Raw genomic sequence first — 19,025 nt, 5'->3', positions numbered from 1 at the left:
GTTACAACCTTTAGACGTTATAAAATATGCTAATTACAAGATTTCATAATTTCGCTAACTTTTAGAATAAGCCATTAATCTGAGCATCGATTCTATTTATAATGTCACCTAAGTCCTCTGGATTAGAAACAAAGTCTAAATCATCAACATCTATAATAAGTAGGTTGCCTTTATCATATTTGGTGATCCACGCTTCATAACGTTCGTTTAGACGACTTAAGTAATCAATACTAATTGTGTTTTCATAGTCGCGTCCCCGTTTATGAATTTGCGATACTAAATTAGGAATAGAACTTCTTAAATAAATTAATAAATCAGGACCTTTTACAAAACCTTCCATAAGATCAAAGAGTGATTTGTAATTTTCGAAATCTCGATTGGTCATTAAGCCCATTGCATGAAGATTGGGCGCGAAAATATGTGCATCTTCATATATCGTTCTATCTTGAATAATGTCTTTTCCGCTATTATGTATTTGATTGACTTGGCGAAATCTGCTGTTTAAGAAATAGACTTGTAAGTTAAAGCTCCAACGTTCCATTTGATTGTAAAAATCGTCTAAATACGGATTGTCAACTACGTCTTCTAATTGTGCTTCCCACTTATAATGTTTAGCTAGTAATTTTGTGAGCGTAGTTTTACCAGCTCCTATATTCCCTGCAACAGCAATGTGCATAATTTAATCTGTTTTTAGTTGGTATTTACGTAGAATTTTGGAATCGTAAATATACAAGGTTTCATTGGTTACCAAAAACTGATTTATTAACAAATTAGGATGTTCTATGTTGCGTATTTTATCACCGTTTTTGGTTAATATATGAAGTCTATCGTTCTTTCTTAAAATTAAATGTGCTTTGCTAAATGCAAGATTTTCATATCCCTTGTTTTTGTGTTTACCGATTAGGCTACCAAAGTAACTATAGATATACAAATAGTTTTCTGTGAGCATATAGCAATAATTATAGTCGCTCTTTAGGTCTAAAATATCTGATTGTATTGGTACTGTTTTTAATCTTACTTTATTTGTTTTATAGTCATATAACTCTAGTTGCTGTGAGTCTTGATTGAAAATCCAGAGTGTGTTATCAAATCCAGTAGAAACGAAGCTTACATTTTTATAAGGTTGTACGGTATTAAAATCTATTTTAAAAACTTCTGCTAATCGATTGTCTAAAATAACTATGGTATTAAAATCTTTGTAAAAGAGATTTATTTTTAATGGATTAAAGGTGTTTGCCGAAGTAACTTCGCTCAGTTGAAAATTAGAGTATGTTATTAGAGTGTCTTTAGTTTTTTTAAAAAAGGTATTGTCTTTAGTGGTGTAATACAATGTTTCAGAAGTATCTACTCCAAGTATACTTTTAGCTTCAAGTTTAATAGAATCTTTTGCTATGGCTCTTATGCTCTCTTGAGAAAAACAGTTGACACTAAAAATTAAATATATAAAAAACAGCTGCTTCATAGGAATTAGAAAAGTACAAAAATTGCACCATTCTATAACCTTATAAAAGTTCTATTTAGTATTTTAAAATTTAAACGGTGAGTTTATATCCAAATCCGCGAACATTAATAATCTGAATATTTTTATCTTTTTGTAATTTTTTTCTAAGTTTTGAAATAAAAACATCCATACTTCTGGCAGAGAAAAAATCATCAGTTCCCCAGAGTTTGTTAAGGATTAAAGAGCGATCTAAAACTTGATTTTTATTTTTGATAAGATGAAATAATAAGTGTGCTTCGCGATGTGTTAGTTGCAAGGTGTCTTCTTCTTTAAATTGCAGTTGCTGTTTAGGGAAATCAAAGGAATAGTCTCCAATAACTAAAACAGCGCTCGTTTTTTGAGTTTTTGTACGAGAAACAAGATTATAAATCCTTACAATTAATTCCTCCATACTAAATGGTTTTTTAAGGTAATCATTACCGCCAATGGAAAACCCTTCTACTACATCTGCAGTTTGTGATTTAGCTGTTAAGAATATAATAGGAATAGTATCATCAATTGCTCTAATTTCTTTAGCTAGTGTAAACCCATCTTTTTTTGGCATCATTACATCTAAAACCAATATTTCTGGTGTTTCAGATTGATATTTTTCAAAAGCTTTTTCACCATTATCACAAAGAATAACTTCAAAATCTCTAGTCTCAAGGCTCTCTTTAATTATTTGACCTAAGGCAGCTTCGTCTTCAGCTAATAATAATTTAATTTTTTCAGCCATTTGGAAGTGTTATTTTAAATGTGGTTAAAGATTTTGCTAAATTTAATTCTATTGATCCGCTATGTTTATCAATTATGGTCTTTGTATAGTATAAACCAATGCCAAAACCTTTTACATCGTGTGTATTGCCTTTTGGTACGCGATAAAATTTTTCGAAAATCCGTTCTTTATTGGCTTTGGTTAAACTACTGCCGTTGTCAGATATTAATATATCGAATGTTTTATCTTTTGGTATTAGATCTATAGATATTAAGTCACCTCCATACTTCACTGCATTATCCAAAATATTGTTTAGAGCATTTTCAAAGTGAAATAAATCGATATGAGCCGTAAGGTGATCAGTTTTGAGACTTGTATTAAATTCTTTTTCTGAGAATTGAATTTTATACCTATTAACCAAATCGCCCAATAAGCCAACTATATTTACAGATTCCTTATTAAGTTCTAGAGTATCACTATCTAAAGTAGCCGTTTCGAGGAGTTTCTCAACCATTACATTTAGCTTGTCTAATTGATTGGCTGACATGTTAATATAGTTTTTAGTCTTCTCTTTATCTTCTAATGCATTGAAATTACTAATACTTTCTAGTGCCACACCAATTGTAGCGATAGGTGTTTTAAATTCATGAGTAATGTTGCTAATGAGGTCATTCTTTACTTCAGCCAGTTGTTTTTGATGTTTAATAATTTTTAAAAGGTAGAATAAGCAACCAATTACAGCCAAAATTAAAAGTGTAGATATTAAAATACCAAGAATACTGCGTTTTAATACATTACGCGTTTCATTGGTAAAATGTAGCTCTAAAGTGCTTCCCTTTGGCAAAAATGTCGATTTAGACACTGTGCGTAGCGTATAGGTTTCTTTCGTTTTTAACTTGTTAGCAAATAATGAATCTCCTTTATTAGCCAATTCCTTATAAATATCGGATTGGTAATATTTTAATTCACTTTTTAAACTTATATTTTTTCTCTTAAATTCTGTTTTTAATAAGCTGTCAACTTTCCTTAATTCTAAAGTGTCATTATTAATAGAGATGACAATTTTAGATGTAAGCATTTCTATACTAGATAAGTCTATATCCTTGTTAGTAGCTTTTAAATCTTTTATTTGCTTCTTAAAGGAATCGACGGAAATAGGCTTGTGTATTTTGTTATGCGCTTCCATCATTGAATCTACTTCAAAACCTCTTACAACCGTAGCTCCCTTAATTTCACTGACGTCGATCGAATCTAGATTATTAAATCTGCCATCTTTCTCATCTATGTCTTCTAAAATAGCAGTAAATGAGCTGTTTTCTTCAAATATTTTATCTGTGCTTACCCCTTCAAACGAAAAACCTAGCGTAGTTTCTTGTGCAAGTTTGGCATAATAATCATCCACAGCTTTATCTAAGCTTACTTGTACGTCATTAATAAGTTGTTGCTTATTAGTTTGGTAGTTTTTGTAATTCCAATAGACTTGAATTACTATCGTTATAGCAATTACTGCAACGATTGTGTAAAGAATCCATTTATACCGTTTATCATTCATACCTCAAAAATATATGTTAATATTTAGTCTACCCAATCGGTTAACACTCGTTAACACTAGTTAACTCAAAACAATGAAATATCTACTAATATTTGTAGTGTATTAATCAATTAAACATAACAAATAATGAAAAATTTAATTACAAGTTTAGCTCTAGTAGTAACAATATTAGGTTTCAGTCAATCCAAATCAATTAATGGTATGGTTGTTAAAGAAATGACTAAGGTAGAAAATGTATCAATAACTGTAGAGGTCGATTCTGCTGAAGAAATAAAAGAAACATTTAAAATAGAAAGTATAAAAGAAATTTTAGAGTCCTCTAGTGATAATGAAACTATAGGTTTTAAAATTATATGTAATGGAGATAAAATGTCTAATGGTAAAAAATCACATATCTCTTATGCTATTGAAGGAAATTCTGATGATATAGAAGGTTTTTTGAAAAGTGTTGAAAAAATACGATCTTCAGCAATTAATTATTACAAGAATAAAAACTAAAAATCATTCAAAATGCGAATAGTTATTAGAGCAATAGTCTTGACGTTAGCAGTTGTACTTTCAACTGTTAATGCTCAGACTTTTCAAGGAGTTGCGACATATAAAACGCAACGTCAAGTAGATATTAAAATAGATAGTACTCAGATGAATTCTGATATGCATACTAAGATGATGGAGATGATGAAAAAGCAGTTTCAAAAAACATTTAAATTAACCTTTAATAAAGAAGCATCTATTTATAAGCAGGAAGAAACTTTGGCTAAACCGCAAGTTGGTGGAGGTGATATGCAAATAATGGTTGTTGGCAGCGGAGGTGGCTCAGATGAGTTATATAAAAATACAAAAGAGCAACGATTTGCAGATTTGAAAGATACTTATGGAAAAGTATTTTTAGTAAAAGATGCCATTGAAAAAATAGAATGGAAGTTGGAACCAGATACAAGGTTTATAGGCGAGTACCAATGTTATAAAGCGACATATACCAAGATGGTTGAGAAACCAAGGCAATTTACAAGCTCAGACGATGATAAGGAAGAAGAGGAAGATAAAGAACCTGAAATGATAGAGCGAACAGTTACTGCCTGGTATACACCACAAGTACCAATAAACAACGGACCTGCTAAATATCAAGGTCTGCCAGGTTTAATCTTAGAAATTCATGATGGAAAATTAACTATTGTTTGTAGTAAAATAGTACTGAATCCAGAAGAGAAAATAGAAATAAAGGAGCCGAGCAAAGGAAAAGAGGTTAGCCAAAAAGAGTACGAAGAGATTATGGATAAAAAGGCTAAAGAAATGATGGAACGTTATAGGCCAAGAAAAGGAGGTAGAGATGGTGAAACAATTAGTATATCTATAGGTGGCTGATAAAAGTAATTTATTGACTCTGTTAATTTTATGATAAACAATGGATCTTTGTTTAATATTTAAATAAATTTGTTAGACAAAAATAAATTAATACCATCATGAAATCAATTCTTTTTAAAACGAGCTTATTACTGTTAACGATTTTAGTATCAACAGGTTTTTATTCAGGAGATGCCGTTGAGGCACAACCTCAAGAGTTTCAAGGGCAGGCTTACTATTTAACAAAATCTAATATGGAGTTAGGTAAATGGGGAGCCAGATTGAGTGAAGCTCAAAAGAAACAAATTGCATCGCGATTAAAAAATAGGTTAGAAAAAACGTACGTTCTTACTTTTAATAAAGAAGAATCTTTTTTTGATGAGGAGGACAAGTTAGATGCTATGTCTGGTGCAACCGATTCGTGGGGAAAGAACTTTTCACAAGGTGATCAGTACAAGAATGTTAAAACTAACAGTCAAATTCAGAATCAAGAATTTTATGGTAAGAAATTTTTAGTAAAAGACAGTCTCCTTGCTATAAATTGGCAAATGGGAAAAGAAACGAAAACTATTGGTAATTATACCTGTTTTAAGGCAATGGCTTTAATACCTACAAATGATTTAACATGGTATGATTTTTCATGGAGTAGATTAAGTAACGCTAGTAGCAATGTAGAAGGCGAGACGAAAGAAGATACTGAAGAAACACAAGAAACTATACCAATGACTCAAGTAGAAGCATGGTATACACCACAAATACCTGTAAGCCATGGGCCGTCAGAATATTGGGGATTACCTGGTTTAATTTTAGAAGTAAGTGCCGGAAACACAACAATGCTTTGTTCTAAAATTGTAATGAATCCTGCAAAGAAAATGAAAATAGAAGCTCCCGATAAAGGTCAGGAAATTACAAAGACAGATTACCAGCAAACTGTTATTGAAAAAATGAAGGATTTCCGTAATCAGAGAATGGGAAGACGAAGAGGTTAATGTATTAACACAACTTTAACGAAGTTAGATTTAACCTTTTATTGATTTTTTAGTCTTATTGATAATTTAATCCATGTTGGATAATTTTTATGTAACGTTTTTTTAAGAAAGTCTAAAAAATATAGAATTACATTTGGCGTCCAACATTAACAATTTAAGATGAAAAAACCATTTTTAAAATTTACTGTACTACTAATTACTTTATGTGTTAGTGTAACTTCTTTAGCCCAAGACTTCCAAGGCAAAGCGTATTATATGTCTAAAACCACAATGGACTTAGATCAATTTGGTGGACGAGAAATGACACCAGATAGAAAAAAGCAGATTGAGGAACGTATGAAAAGCTTTTTAGAAAAGCAGTATATACTTACCTTTAATAAGGAAGAGTCAATTTATAAAGAAGATGAAAAATTAGAAGCAGCTACAGGCGGCGGTAGAGGTTTTGGTGGTTTTGCTAGTAGTTTTACAGGTGGTCCAAAATATAAAAATGTAAAATCGAAAGAATTATTGCAAGATCAAGAATTTTTTGGAAAGCAATTTTTAATAAAAGACGATTTGAAAGATTTGGAGTGGACTATGGGAAGCGAAACAAAACAAATTGGAAATTATACTGTTTTTAAAGCTACAGCAGTAAAACCAATAACTGGTTTTGACTTTTCTAATTTTAGACCTAGAAGAGGTCAAGATGCTGAGAAGGAGGAAGAAAAAGAAGAAGAAATAAAAACTGTAGAAGTTACAGCTTGGTATACTATGCAAATTCCTATTAACCAAGGTCCAGATGATTATTGGGGATTACCAGGCTTAATTTTAGAAGTAAATGAAGGGCGTACAACAATTCTATGCACAAAAATTACAATGAATTCGAAGGATAAAGACAACATTGATAAACCAGAAAAAGGTGAAGTCGTTACCCAGAAAGAATATACAGAGATTACTACAAAAAAAATGGAAGAATTTAGAAATAACCGAGGCCGAAGAGGTGGAGGTAGAGGTGGTAGAAACTAAACTCAGATTTTCTAACTAAATACAACATAACCAAACATGAAAAAAATTATTACCATGCTGGCATTATTGCTAGCGATGACTTCTTATTCCCAAATAAAATTATCTGGTGTAGTAAAAGACAGTATAGGAACGCCTTTAGAATTGGCTAATGTCGTTGCTATAAATCAAGAAACAAAAGCTTTAGAATCATACGGTATTACTGATGCTAAAGGCGCTTACAGATTGGCTCTAGGTAAAAACGGGAAATACAATGTTCAAGTAACTTACATTGGAATGAAGACACTCAATCTAGTAATAGAAACTAAAGAGGTTGATATTACTAAAGATTTTACATTAAACTTTGATAATGCACTAGATGCTGTTGAGTTAACTTATGAAATGCCTGTGACTATTAAAGGTGACACCATAGTCTACAATGCTGACTCTTTTAAAAATGGCTCAGAACGAAAACTAGGTGATGTTTTAGAAAAATTGCCAGGTGTAGAGATAAACGAAAATGGTCAAATAGAAGTCGATGGTAATACAGTACAAAAGCTAACAGTTAACGGAAAAGATTTTTTTGACGGTGACTCTAAATTAGCTACGGAAAACATTCCTTCTAATGCTGTAGACAAAATTGAGGTACTTAGAAATTTCTCAGAGGTTAATCAATTACGAAGTGTTACTAATAACCAAGATAATGTTGCCATAAATATTAAGCTTAAGGAAGGTAAGGAGAATTTTTGGTTTGGAGATATTACTGTAGGAGCTGGTACTGCACCATCACCCAACGATGATTTATACTTAGTACAGCCAAAACTCTTTTATTACAGTCCCAAAGCAAGTGTTAATGTTATTGGTGATATAAATAATATAGGAGAACCTGCATTATCTAATAGAGACGTGAGAAATTTTGGTGGTGGTTTTAGATCACCAAGTCGAGATAGCGGTACAAACCTTAATTTAGGAAATAATGGATTAAGTGGATTAACGAGTTCTGCAAATGCGCAGAAAGTAGAGTCTAAATTATTGGCTACTAATTTTAGTTATGCACCAAACCCAGCTCTAGATTTAAGTGGTTTTTTAATTTACAATACAACCCGTTTAAGCACGCGCCAAGAGAGTTTTATAAGATATACAGATCCACAATTAGGTATACCAGATGAGTCTACTATAAATACAGGTAATGAAGCATCGGATCAAGGTCTGGCTAAATTAAGCGCATCTTATAAACCAAACGGAAATAATCAGTTAGACTATGACCTTTTAGGTCGTTTGTCTAAAGATTCTGAAAGACAAGCTGAAATATCTTCAGTGATTGGTACAACTGCCCAATTGGAAGAGGTTACTCCATTTAGTATTAATCAAAACTTAAATTACTATTATACTTTAGACGAGAATAATATTTTTGCTTTAGAAGCACAGCATTTATATAGTAATGAAGATCCGTTTTATAATGCTCTTTTAACTAATGATCCAAATAACAATGATAATGGTTTTGATGATGACCCTATGACTATTGATGAAGATGCTTATGATGAAACAGCAGAACAACTTGGTTTAGATAGGAGCTTAGATTTTTATAATTTAGGACAAGATCAGTTGGTGAAAACCAATCAATTAGATGCCAAATTAGATTATTATAATATCTTAAATGCTAAGAGTAATATAAGTATTAGTTTAGGTACTGTTCTTAGTCGCCAAGATTTTAATTCTAATATATTTCAATTTTTACAAAATGACGCTACACAAGATTTAAATCCAACAATAACAGATACAGATGGGGATTTATTAGGTGCTGAAAATGATATTACTTATAATTTTAGTGACGTTTACGTATCTACACGTTACAATGTAAGAGTGGGTAAATTTACATTTAGACCAGGTTTATCTTTCCATGCTTATGGTAATAGTAATACGCAATTTGGTACTGAATTTAAAGACAACTTTTTTAGAGTATTACCAGATTTTGAAGCTAGAATTCAATTTAAAAAATCGGAGAGTTTAACCTTTAATTATCGAATGAGTAATCAGTTTACAGATGTTACTAATTTGGCTGAAGGTTTGATTTTAAATAGTTTTGATAATTTATCTTTTGGTAATTCAGAATTGCAAAATGGATTAAGCCAAACAGTTAGTCTTAATTATAGAAGTTTTAATTTGTTCAATAATACTAATGTTTTTGGTCGATTGAGCTATACTAAAAACGAAGATCAAATAAGAAATATTGCTAATTTTGAAAGTGTAATTCGTACGAGTACATTCTTTAATTCACCATTTGCCGATGAGAGTTTTACGGCTTTTGGTCAATGGCAAAAGACCTTTGGTAAAATTAGAACGTCGATGCGTGGTATTTTTAATTACAGTTTAAATAATCAATTTGTAAATAATATACAGTCTGTAAATGAAACTTTTACGCAAACTTATAGACCAGAAGTTAGAACCAATTTTAGAGAAGCACCAAATGTGCGTTTACGTTATTCATATACCATCAGAAATACTGATCAAGGAACTAGAAATACGAAATTTATTACTAACGCGCCATCAATTAGCTTTGACGCTTATATATGGGATTCTGTAACATTCCGTACAGATTATGCTTATAATAATCAAAGGATTGAGGGTGGTGAGTCAGAATCTTTCCAGACATGGAGTGCTAGACTTGGCTATAGAAAAGATAGAGATGCTAAATGGGAGTATGAAATTAGAGCAAATAATATTTTAAATATCGATGCCAATATAAATAATAACGTAGGAACGTTTTCTGTAAGTAATTCAGCAACGTTTTTACAACCAAGATTTATAACCTTTAGAGCTATTTATACGTTATAGTAAGAATTGTAAATAACAAAAAACGCTTCTCAATTGAGAAGCGTTTTTTGTTTTGGTAAAATTGATGTTTTAATTATCTCTCAAAACATGAACAACTCCATTAATTGTTTTTGGATTGCCTTCAAAATCTTCATAAGAACCAGAGAAGTTGATATCTATGTATTCACCAACTTCACCAAGAACACTTAGATTATAAACGATATTATTATTAGTGTCAGAAACGCTTAGACATTCACCAATAAAAAAGCCTGTATCACCAGGAATACCGTTAAATACATAATTATCATATGTGCCTAAATAATCAGGATCATTTAATACACCATACATGTAATAGCAATTTTCTTGATCACTACTTGATGCAAATATATCTATAGTAGGACCTTCAAAATTTGGGCTCTCTGTATAAAAGTTAGCTGAAATATTTTCAAAAATAAACACAGGCTCTTCATCATCAATAGTGTATTGAATAAATTCTGTAACAGCATTACAAGCAGTAATTGTTCCTATATCCGTTAACGGTGTAGTAAAAGTATAACTAATACTATCTGTAGTTTGAAGATTTACATAATCGCTACCTTGTACGGTAAACGAGTTGTTTTCTGCACATCTCAATAAACTAATTTCGAAGTTCCCATCACTTACCGCATCTGTAAACGTCTGGTTACCATAAGATAGTTGAACATAGCCATCAATAACAGGGTCACCATTACACGTATTAAAGATACCAGTGATGGTTTCTGCAATAATATCTGTGTTTTCTGGTATAACTATCGAGATGCTAGAGTCAGCTGAGAAAGGTCCTATTGTTTCTGTATATATAGGAAGGTCTGTGCAAAAGTCGTAACTATAAATATTGATTTCTAAAGTTTCATTGCTCGGCACAAAACCACAAACTTCCCCATTATCATTAATATAACCACTACGCGTTCCGAAAGTTGCACTGGTAATGGTAACATACAGGTTAGTTAATGGATTACTCTCTTCGTCAGTTGCAGTTACACAAAGTGTTACGGCTTCAGCTGGTATATCACAATTCCAAAAAGAGAAATGAGACACTGTACCAACATACATATTACCTTGTAATATAGCTTCACCTTCTTCTTTCCAATACCCATTCACTTCATCAAAAGACCATAAAGGTATTGTTGCTGGAGCTATATTCATTAAACTTGCGTCTACTGGGATTCTAATTTCAGACGTAGAACCATCAGCTAAATTTAAATCTTCACCGTTTTCACCTCTTAGTTCTACGGCTAGCATACCTAAGGTTTGTAGCATGCGCTCTGCACCGTCTTCGTTTTCGGCATATAACATACCTGGCATTTGCATCGCCATATCTTCATCAGCAGGATCTAAATGATGCATAATTACATCAACAGAACCCGTATAAGCTGTACCATCTTCATTTTTGAAGTTACCGTCAAAGCTAACAGAGCTACCATCACTTGCTGTAATAGTTTCAGAAACACCGCTATTTACAGATCCAACCACTGTAGCTTCTAGCAACATAATTGTGACTTTATTAGTACCATTAGAGGGTACAACACTTCGCGAGCCATGAATATAACCTTCTTTTTCAGCCTTAACATATCCGAAACGCTCATTAACCGAGGCGTTATTTATAATAAACACACCATTGCTATCTGTTGTTGCGGTTTGGCTACCAATAGTTATTGTTGCTCCTTCTATAGGGTTTTTATTAATGTCAATAATATTTCCAAGAAAGTCCCTCGATATTTGGTTGCCATAATATTCTGAAAATGTATTTGGAATGTTTTCTTGTTGTTCTCCATTATCATTATAGCTCTCATCTTTTTGACAAGATGTTATTGTAATAAGGGATAAAAGTAGGATTAAAAGTAATTTTGGGAACTTGTAAACTTTCATAATGTGATTTGATTTAATTGAGTTTTTAAAATGAAGAGTTGCTAGTCTCTTTTTAATTAAACAGCAATAATTCCAAAACTCCTACCGAAAAAGCTATATATTCGGTAAAAAGAAACCCTCACAACTATATTGTGAGGGTTTTATTATTTTTAAAAACGACGTTTTAAATACCAAAAGCGCCTTTTACTTTATCAACATAATCTAGTTTTTCCCAGGTAAATGTTTCAACAGTTTCAGTAACTTCTTGTCCCATTGGGTTTTTAAATGTTAATGTTTTTACTTCTGGTGTTCTACCCATATGACCATATGCTGCCGTTTCAGAATATATTGGTGTTCTTAATTTTAGACGTTGCTCTATAAAATAAGGACGCATATCAAAAATAGACTCTACTATTTTACTTATCTCACCATCTGTTTTATTAATTGTTGCTGTCCCATATGTTTCTACATTAATACTGGTAGGTTTTGCAACACCAATGGCGTAACTCACTTGTACCAAAACTTCTTTACATACACCAGCTGCTACTAAATTTTTAGCGATATGCCTTGTAGCGTATGCACCAGATCTATCTACTTTACTCGGGTCTTTTCCAGAAAAAGCACCACCACCATGTGCACCCTTACCACCATAAGTATCTACAATTATTTTACGACCGGTTAAGCCAGTATCTCCATGAGGACCTCCGATTACAAAAACGCCCGTTGGGTTTATATGATACGTAATATTATCTGTAAATAATTTTTGAATATCAGCTGGTAATTTAGCGATAACTCTAGGTATTAAGATAGAAACAATATCTTTCTTAATTTTAGAGAGCATTGTAGACTCATCACTATTAAAATCATCGTGTTGTGTAGATAATACAATAGCATCGATACGTTGAGGAATGTTATCATCGCTATACTCAATAGTTACCTGAGATTTTGCATCTGGTCTTAAGTAAGTAATGTCTTTGTTTTCTCTTCGTAATTCTGCTAATTCTTTTAAAAGTCTATGCGAAAGCTCTAAGGCTAAAGGCATATAATTTTCAGTCTCGTCAGTGGCATAACCAAACATCATTCCTTGGTCACCAGCACCTTGATCTTCTGGATTAGCTCTGTCTACACCTTGATTAATATCTGGAGATTGCTCGTGTATGGCAGATAAAACACCGCAAGAACTACCGTCAAACATGTATTCACTTTTAGTATAACCAATTTTATTGATGACGTCTCTTGCAATTTGCTGTACATCGAGGTAAGTATCAGATTTTACTTCTCCTGCTAATACGACTTGACCTGTGGTTACAAGTGTTTCGCAAGCTACTTTAGAGCTTTTATCAAAGGCTAAAAAGTTATCAATTAAAGCATCACTAATTTGGTCTGCTACTTTATCTGGGTGTCCTTCAGAAACACTTTCTGAAGTAAATAAATATGGCATAAATCCTATTTTTTTATTTAGTATTATAAATTTATAAGATTGCTTGGTCGCTAGAGAAGTAGATAAATTACTGCTTTAGCTTTTTTTATTTTAACTGAATAAATTTCAGTCTTAGAGGTTGCAATCAGATCAAATTTTTCCTCTAATTAATGAATTGCAAAAATAGGGATTAATATCAGAATTTAAAACCTTTAAAGGGTAGTTATTTTATTTGTCTGTTTATTGTTTTAGATTTACATTATGCTTTCAAAGAAAACGAAATACGGAATAAAGGCATTAGTCTTCTTGGCAAAACAGAAAACTCACAAACCTGTGCAGATTTCTGTAATATCTCAATCAGAAAATATTTCACGTAAATTTCTTGAAAGTATTTTATTGACTTTGAAAAAAAATGGAGTTCTAGGTTCTAAAAAAGGTAAAGGAGGAGGTTATTATTTATTAAAAGAACCAGGCCATATTCAGATGACAACAGTGATGAGACTGCTAGAAGGTCCTATTGCTATGGTACCTTGCGTTAGTCTTAATTTTTATGAAAAATGTGATGACTGTGAGGATGAAAATTTATGTGCAGTCAATAAAATAATGCTAAAGGTGCGAGATAATACCTTAGACATTTTTAAAAATACGACTTTGGCAGATTTATCTAATTAACATTTTTTTATTTTTTCAGACTAAAATTAATATTATGTTTGTAATACCCTATTAAATCGATAGGATTTAAAGAGTAATGAAAATCGAACATATATTATGAATAGTATAATTCAGACAAATTTAGATTTAAAAAAGGAAACGGATACCTCTAACTCAACCCAAGATAATATTAAAAGGAGTATTGTAAAAACCATCAGTTGGCGTGTTGTTGGTACATTGGCTACTGTCGTAATTTCATATTTAATAACAGGCACCTTGGCTTTAGCCTTTTCTATAGGTGGTATTGAACTTGTATCTAAAATGGTGCTTTATTTCTTTCATGAGCGTGCTTGGAATAATATTAAATGGGGGAAATAATGACATTAAATTTAGACCAGATTAATAAAAATCTACGTGATAAATCACCAGCTGATATCGTAGCTTGGGCACTGAGTATTGCGAAAAACCCTTTGGTTACGACAAACTTTAGACCTTATGAGGCTGCAATTTTAAACGTAACTACCAAGGCAAAAAGAGATATTAAAGTTGTTTGGTGCGATACAGGCTATAATACCCCAAACACATACCAGCATGCCGAATCTTTAATTTCGCAACTGCAGCTTAATGTAAAATTGTATGTGCCTAAACAGACGGTAGCACACCGCAATGTCGTTTTAGGCATACCAAGTGTAGATCAACCATCTCATAAATTATTTACAGAACAAGTTAAGCTAGAACCTTTTAAAAGAGCAATGACAGAACATCAACCAGATGTTTGGTTTACGAATTTACGAAGAGGACAAACCGCTTTTAGAGATAGTATAGACATTGTTTCTAAAGATAAGCATGGAGTATTGAAGGTGAGTCCTTTTTACAATTTTACAGATGAAGAATTAGACAGCTATCTAAAGGAAAATAATTTACCAAACGAGTTTAAATATTACGACCCAACCAAGCAATTAGAAAATAGGGAGTGTGGCTTACATGCCTAAATTTTTTTATATGAAAAATACAGCAACTATAAACCCATTAGAAAACGAAGCTATTTACATCTTTAGAGAAGTGGCTGCCCAGTTTGAACGTCCAGTACTTTTATTCTCAGGTGGAAAAGATTCTATAACCTTAGTGCGTTTGGCGCAAAAGGCTTTTTATCCTGCAAAGATTCCGTTTCCGTTAATGCATATTGATACAGGTCATAATTTTCCTGAAACAATAGAATTCAGAGATCGATTAGTTAAGGAATTAGGCTTAGAATTAATAGTAAGAAATGTACAAGATTCTATTAATGAAGGTAAAGTTAAAGAAGAGTCTGGTAAATACGCAAGCAGAAACGTTTTACAAACTACCACGCTGTTAGACGCTATAGAAGAATTTAAATTTGATGCCTGCATAGGAGGGGCACGTCGTGATGAAGAAAAAGCAAGAGCTAAAGAACGTATTTTTTCTGTACGAGATGATTTTGGACAATGGGACGAGAAAAATCAGAGACCAGAGTTATTTGATATGCTCAATGGGCAAATAGAATTAGGACAAAATGTTAGAGTTTTTCCGATTTCGAATTGGACAGAATTAGATGTCTGGTCATATATTCAAAAAGAGCAAATAGAAATTCCTTCTATTTATTTTGCTCATACAAGAGCCACATTTTTAAGAGATGGTTTAATATGGTCTGCAGATGATGCTATCGTTTATAGAGAAGAAGATGAAGATGTAGAAGACCGTATTGTAAGATTTAGAACCGTTGGAGATATGAGCTGTACAGCAGCTGTACTTTCTGAAGCATCTGATATTAATACAGTAGTTGATGAAATAAGAAACTCAGCTATATCAGAACGCGGAGCTAGGATTGACGATAAACGCTCTGAAGCGGCAATGGAAAAACGAAAACAACAAGGGTATTTTTAAAATTTGCGAGGCAAATTTTTGCCTTTAGCAAAAAAAAGAAATAAAAATTAAACAAGAGGCGAAAAGACTAACAGCTAAGAGCCAATTGCCAACAGCCAATAAAAATGGACGTATTAAAAATAGCAACAGCAGGAAGTGTAGATGATGGTAAGAGTACCTTAATAGGAAGACTACTTTATGATACTAAATCATTAACATCAGATAAACTAGAAGCCATAGAAACTAAAAGTCGCCAATTAGGTTACGATTATTTAGATTTTTCTTTAGCTACAGATGGATTAATTGCCGAACGAGAACAAGGCATTACTATAGATGTAGCACATATTTATTTTTCAACAGTAAATAAGAGTTACATTATAGCAGATACACCAGGTCATTTAGAATATACAAGAAACATGGTTACAGGTGCTTCGACTTCCCAAGCTGCTATTGTTTTAATAGATGCAAGAAAAGGCGTTATAGAGCAGACCAATAGACACTTTTTTATAAATAATTTATTACGTATTAAGACGGTTGTTGTAGCTATAAACAAGATGGATTTAGTTGATTTTTCGGAAGAAACATATAATACTATCAAAGCGGATTTTGAGGTTTTGATGAAAAAAAGAGACTATAAAGATCAGAAGATAACATTTGTTCCTGTAAGTGCATTAAAAGGCGATAATGTAGTTAATCAATCCAAAAATACACCTTGGTATAAAGGGCAAACATTACTTCAAAATTTAGAAGAAATAGATAATGAAGATATCTATAATGTAGGTACACCAAGATTTCCTATACAATATGTTATTAGACCAAAAACTGAGGAATTCCATGATTTTAGAGGATATGCTGGTAAAGTTTATGGCGGAGAATTAAACGTTGGAGATGCAATTGTGGTTTTACCGTCGCAAACAAAGTCGAAAATTAAGGAGATTCACTTTTATGATAAAAAAGTAGAAACAGCATCAAGGCGGTCATCAGTCCTTATTACACTTCAAGACGATGTTAATATTAGCAGAGGTGATATGATTGTAAGAGACAATGATTTGCCAACTATACAAAAACACTTTACTGCAACCATCTCATGGATGGATTCGCAAAATTTAGCATTAGGAAAAAAATATGTTATTCAGCATGGTGTTAATAAAGTATTAGCCAAAGTAGATCAAATTCATCATAAGATAAATCCAGATTATTCTGGTGTGGATGAGACTGCAGATGCCTTGTCAATGAACGATATCGCTAAGGTCTCTTTTAAGTTAAACAAACCTATTTTCTATGACGCTTTTAAAAAACATAGAACTAATGGTTCATTTATTTTAATCGATTCGCAGTCTAATAATACTGTTGGTGCAGGATTTATAGAATAATAGAATTTAATACTTAGGCATAGGTTTCATACTAATTATTATATTTTTGTCAGTAACCATAGATAAATGAAATACTGGCTTACGCGTTTAATTATTTTAGTTAGCTTATTGTCTTTTTCTCAAACAGAAAATAACAATACTTACTTTGATTTTAATTATTTCGGTGGCAATATTGCGTTACATAATAATGACATTCTTCATTTAATTACTGGTCGTCCCGAAGGTTTTATTTTTAGTTGGAATAAAAAGACATTCGGTAATAAAGACTGGCAACAGCGGTTTAATTATCCCGATTATGGAGCTTCGTTTTTATTTCAAGATTTAAAAAATCCTCAGCTTGGAAATAATTTTGGTGTCTATGCACATTATAATTTCTATTTTTTAAAGCGAAAACTCATGTTTCGTATTGCTCAAGGACTATCGTACAATACTAATCCTTATAATAAAATAGAAAACCCAAAGAATATTGCTTTTGGATCTAAAATATTGAGTTCTACATATATAATGCTTAACTATAAGAAAGAGCGTATTTTTAGTGGTTTTGGTATACAGGCAGGTATTTCTTTAATCCATAACTCTAACGCAAATGTAAAAGCACCAAACACAAGTATAAATACAGTTGCTCTAAACTTAGGGTTAACCTATAATTTAGAAGAAGTAGATCCTGAGTTTATTGATAATTTAAGTGAGGAGAAATTCACTGAACCCATAAAATACAATATTGCATTTAGGAGCGGAATTAATCAGAGTGATGTTATTGGGAGTGGTCAATTTCCTTTTTATATAGTATCTGCTTATGCCGATAAACGCTTGAGTCATAAAAGTGCGATTCAGTTTGGGACTGAAGTTTTCTTTTCTAACTTTTTAAAGGAACTTATTTATTATCAATCCGTTTCTTTTCCTGAAGAAAACGTTAGTGGAGATGAGGACTATAAAAGGGTAGGTCTTTTTGTTGGTCACGAATTGTTTATTAATAAACTTTCAGTTATTTCGCAGTTGGGTTATTACGTATATTATCCTTATAATTTTGAAGGTAGAACATATATAAGAATTGGATTGAAACGTTACTTCGGTCAAAAATTCTTTGGTGCTGTAACCTTAAAATCTCATGGTGCTAAAGCAGAGGCTGTTGAATTTGGCATAGGTGTAAGATTATGAAAAAAATAAGTTATCTATTAATTTTAATGTGTTTTGCATGTAACAGTGAGGATGCAAATGACTGTTTTCAAACGGCCGGTAATAGTGTACAGCAAGTATTTGATGTCGCTGATTTTGAACGAATTTTGGTTAATAGGGACATAGAACTTATTATAAAGGAAGCACCTAACTATAAAGTTACTATTGAAACGGGTGAAAATCTTCTCAATGATGTCACTGTTGAAGTTATTGCCAATAGACTCATACTCACCGATAACAATAGTTGTAATTATGTTAGAGACTATGGCATTACTAAAGTGTTTATAGAAGCACCGAATCTAACAGAAATAAGAACCTCGACACAATACGATATTTCTTCTGATGGCATTTTAAATTATAATAACCTCACCTTATATTCTGAAGATTTTATTGGAGAAGGGGAATTTACCATAGGAGATTTTAGACTAAATGTTAACTCGCAAAACATAGATATTATCTCAAATAATTTATCATTCTTTTATTTAGAAGGAAGCGTTAATGATTTATTTGTAGGTTTCTTTTCTGGAGCAGGACGTTTTGAAGGTGAAAATTTGGTAGCTCAAAACGCAGAAATTTCCCATCGTGGCAGTAATGATATGGTTGTCAACCCACAATTAGCATTAACAGGTCAACTTAGAGGAACAGGAAATGTAATTTCAGTTAATGAGCCGCCTTTAGTAGATGTTGAGGTTTTATATATAGGTCAACTTATTTTCAATAATTAAAAGTCTTGGGAGTAAGAGTTCCTTATCTCTGGTA

General features: G+C 32.1%; 18 protein-coding genes. 12 read left to right on the top strand and 6 right to left on the bottom strand.

What is annotated here, in order from left to right; translation table 11 throughout:
• Positions 1-61: 61 nt before the first annotated feature.
• The 4 genes from ACFWU4_RS14465 to ACFWU4_RS14450 all read right to left on the bottom strand — a co-directional run bounded on the left by ACFWU4_RS14465 (position 62) and on the right by ACFWU4_RS14450 (position 3,747).
• A complete protein-coding gene (locus tag ACFWU4_RS14465) occupies positions 62-676 on the bottom strand; it encodes a deoxynucleoside kinase (RefSeq protein ID WP_411129130.1) in 615 nt (204 codons plus the stop codon).
• A 3-nt stretch (positions 677-679) separates the two neighbouring features.
• Positions 680-1,462 carry a hypothetical protein gene (locus tag ACFWU4_RS14460; RefSeq protein ID WP_411129128.1) on the bottom strand — a complete coding sequence of 261 codons (783 nt, stop codon included), beginning with the start codon at positions 1,460-1,462 and terminating at the stop codon, positions 680-682.
• A 70-nt stretch (positions 1,463-1,532) separates the two neighbouring features.
• Positions 1,533-2,216 (bottom strand): response regulator transcription factor, encoded by a 684-nt coding sequence (locus ACFWU4_RS14455; RefSeq protein WP_411129126.1) that lies wholly within the window; start codon positions 2,214-2,216, stop codon positions 1,533-1,535.
• Positions 2,209-3,747 (bottom strand): sensor histidine kinase, encoded by a 1,539-nt coding sequence (locus ACFWU4_RS14450; RefSeq protein WP_411129124.1) that lies wholly within the window; start codon positions 3,745-3,747, stop codon positions 2,209-2,211. The genes ACFWU4_RS14455 and ACFWU4_RS14450 overlap by 8 nt, the downstream gene beginning before the upstream one ends.
• 126 nt (positions 3,748-3,873) lie before the next feature.
• Here ACFWU4_RS14450 and ACFWU4_RS14445 point away from each other — a divergent pair, with 126 nt between their 5' ends.
• The 5 genes from ACFWU4_RS14445 (at position 3,874) to ACFWU4_RS14425 (ending at position 9,896) form a co-directional block, all read left to right on the top strand.
• On the top strand, positions 3,874-4,245 hold the full coding sequence (locus tag ACFWU4_RS14445) for a hypothetical protein (protein WP_411129122.1): 372 nt from the start codon (positions 3,874-3,876) through the stop codon (positions 4,243-4,245).
• A 12-nt stretch (positions 4,246-4,257) separates the two neighbouring features.
• Positions 4,258-5,112 carry a GLPGLI family protein gene (locus tag ACFWU4_RS14440; RefSeq protein ID WP_411129120.1) on the top strand — a complete coding sequence of 285 codons (855 nt, stop codon included), beginning with the start codon at positions 4,258-4,260 and terminating at the stop codon, positions 5,110-5,112.
• Between the two features lie 98 nt (positions 5,113-5,210).
• Positions 5,211-6,080 carry a GLPGLI family protein gene (locus tag ACFWU4_RS14435; protein ID WP_411129118.1) on the top strand — a complete coding sequence of 290 codons (870 nt, stop codon included), beginning with the start codon at positions 5,211-5,213 and terminating at the stop codon, positions 6,078-6,080.
• A 159-nt stretch (positions 6,081-6,239) separates the two neighbouring features.
• Complete coding sequence (locus ACFWU4_RS14430; protein ID WP_411129116.1) at positions 6,240-7,085, top strand: GLPGLI family protein; 846 nt, start codon at positions 6,240-6,242, stop codon at positions 7,083-7,085.
• Between the two features lie 36 nt (positions 7,086-7,121).
• Complete coding sequence (locus ACFWU4_RS14425) at positions 7,122-9,896, top strand: carboxypeptidase regulatory-like domain-containing protein (RefSeq protein WP_411129114.1); 2,775 nt, start codon at positions 7,122-7,124, stop codon at positions 9,894-9,896.
• Positions 9,897-9,965: 69 nt separating this feature from the next.
• On the opposite strand, the gene ACFWU4_RS14420 is transcribed toward ACFWU4_RS14425, so the two are convergent.
• A complete protein-coding gene (locus ACFWU4_RS14420) occupies positions 9,966-11,783 on the bottom strand; it encodes a hypothetical protein (protein WP_411129112.1) in 1,818 nt (605 codons plus the stop codon).
• A 163-nt stretch (positions 11,784-11,946) separates the two neighbouring features.
• On the bottom strand, positions 11,947-13,203 hold the full coding sequence (gene metK, locus ACFWU4_RS14415; RefSeq protein ID WP_411129110.1) for a methionine adenosyltransferase: 1,257 nt from the start codon (positions 13,201-13,203) through the stop codon (positions 11,947-11,949).
• A 240-nt stretch (positions 13,204-13,443) separates the two neighbouring features.
• Between metK and ACFWU4_RS14410 the strand changes: the two genes are divergently transcribed.
• The 7 genes from ACFWU4_RS14410 (at position 13,444) to ACFWU4_RS14380 (ending at position 18,991) form a co-directional block, all read left to right on the top strand.
• Entirely contained in the window at positions 13,444-13,854 is a 411-nt protein-coding gene (locus ACFWU4_RS14410; protein ID WP_411129108.1) for an RrF2 family transcriptional regulator, read from the top strand.
• 96 nt (positions 13,855-13,950) lie between these two features.
• Entirely contained in the window at positions 13,951-14,211 is a 261-nt protein-coding gene (locus ACFWU4_RS14405; RefSeq protein WP_411129106.1) for a DUF2061 domain-containing protein, read from the top strand.
• On the top strand, positions 14,211-14,825 hold the full coding sequence (locus ACFWU4_RS14400; protein WP_411129104.1) for a phosphoadenosine phosphosulfate reductase family protein: 615 nt from the start codon (positions 14,211-14,213) through the stop codon (positions 14,823-14,825). The genes ACFWU4_RS14405 and ACFWU4_RS14400 overlap by 1 nt, the downstream gene beginning before the upstream one ends.
• A 10-nt stretch (positions 14,826-14,835) precedes the next feature.
• On the top strand, positions 14,836-15,738 hold the full coding sequence (gene cysD, locus ACFWU4_RS14395; RefSeq protein WP_411129102.1) for a sulfate adenylyltransferase subunit CysD: 903 nt from the start codon (positions 14,836-14,838) through the stop codon (positions 15,736-15,738).
• 104 nt (positions 15,739-15,842) lie between these two features.
• A complete protein-coding gene (locus tag ACFWU4_RS14390; RefSeq protein WP_411129100.1) occupies positions 15,843-17,090 on the top strand; it encodes a sulfate adenylyltransferase subunit 1 in 1,248 nt (415 codons plus the stop codon).
• A 66-nt stretch (positions 17,091-17,156) separates the two neighbouring features.
• On the top strand, positions 17,157-18,248 hold the full coding sequence (locus ACFWU4_RS14385) for an acyloxyacyl hydrolase (protein ID WP_411129098.1): 1,092 nt from the start codon (positions 17,157-17,159) through the stop codon (positions 18,246-18,248).
• On the top strand, positions 18,245-18,991 hold the full coding sequence (locus ACFWU4_RS14380) for a head GIN domain-containing protein (RefSeq protein ID WP_411129096.1): 747 nt from the start codon (positions 18,245-18,247) through the stop codon (positions 18,989-18,991). The genes ACFWU4_RS14385 and ACFWU4_RS14380 overlap by 4 nt, the downstream gene beginning before the upstream one ends.
• Positions 18,992-19,025 lie beyond the last annotated feature (34 nt).

Source organism: Winogradskyella sp. PE311, from assembly GCF_046545555.1.
In the GTDB taxonomy this organism is placed as follows: Bacteria; Bacteroidota; Bacteroidia; order Flavobacteriales; family Flavobacteriaceae; genus Winogradskyella.
This window is presented reverse-complemented; position numbering and strand designations above follow the sequence as displayed.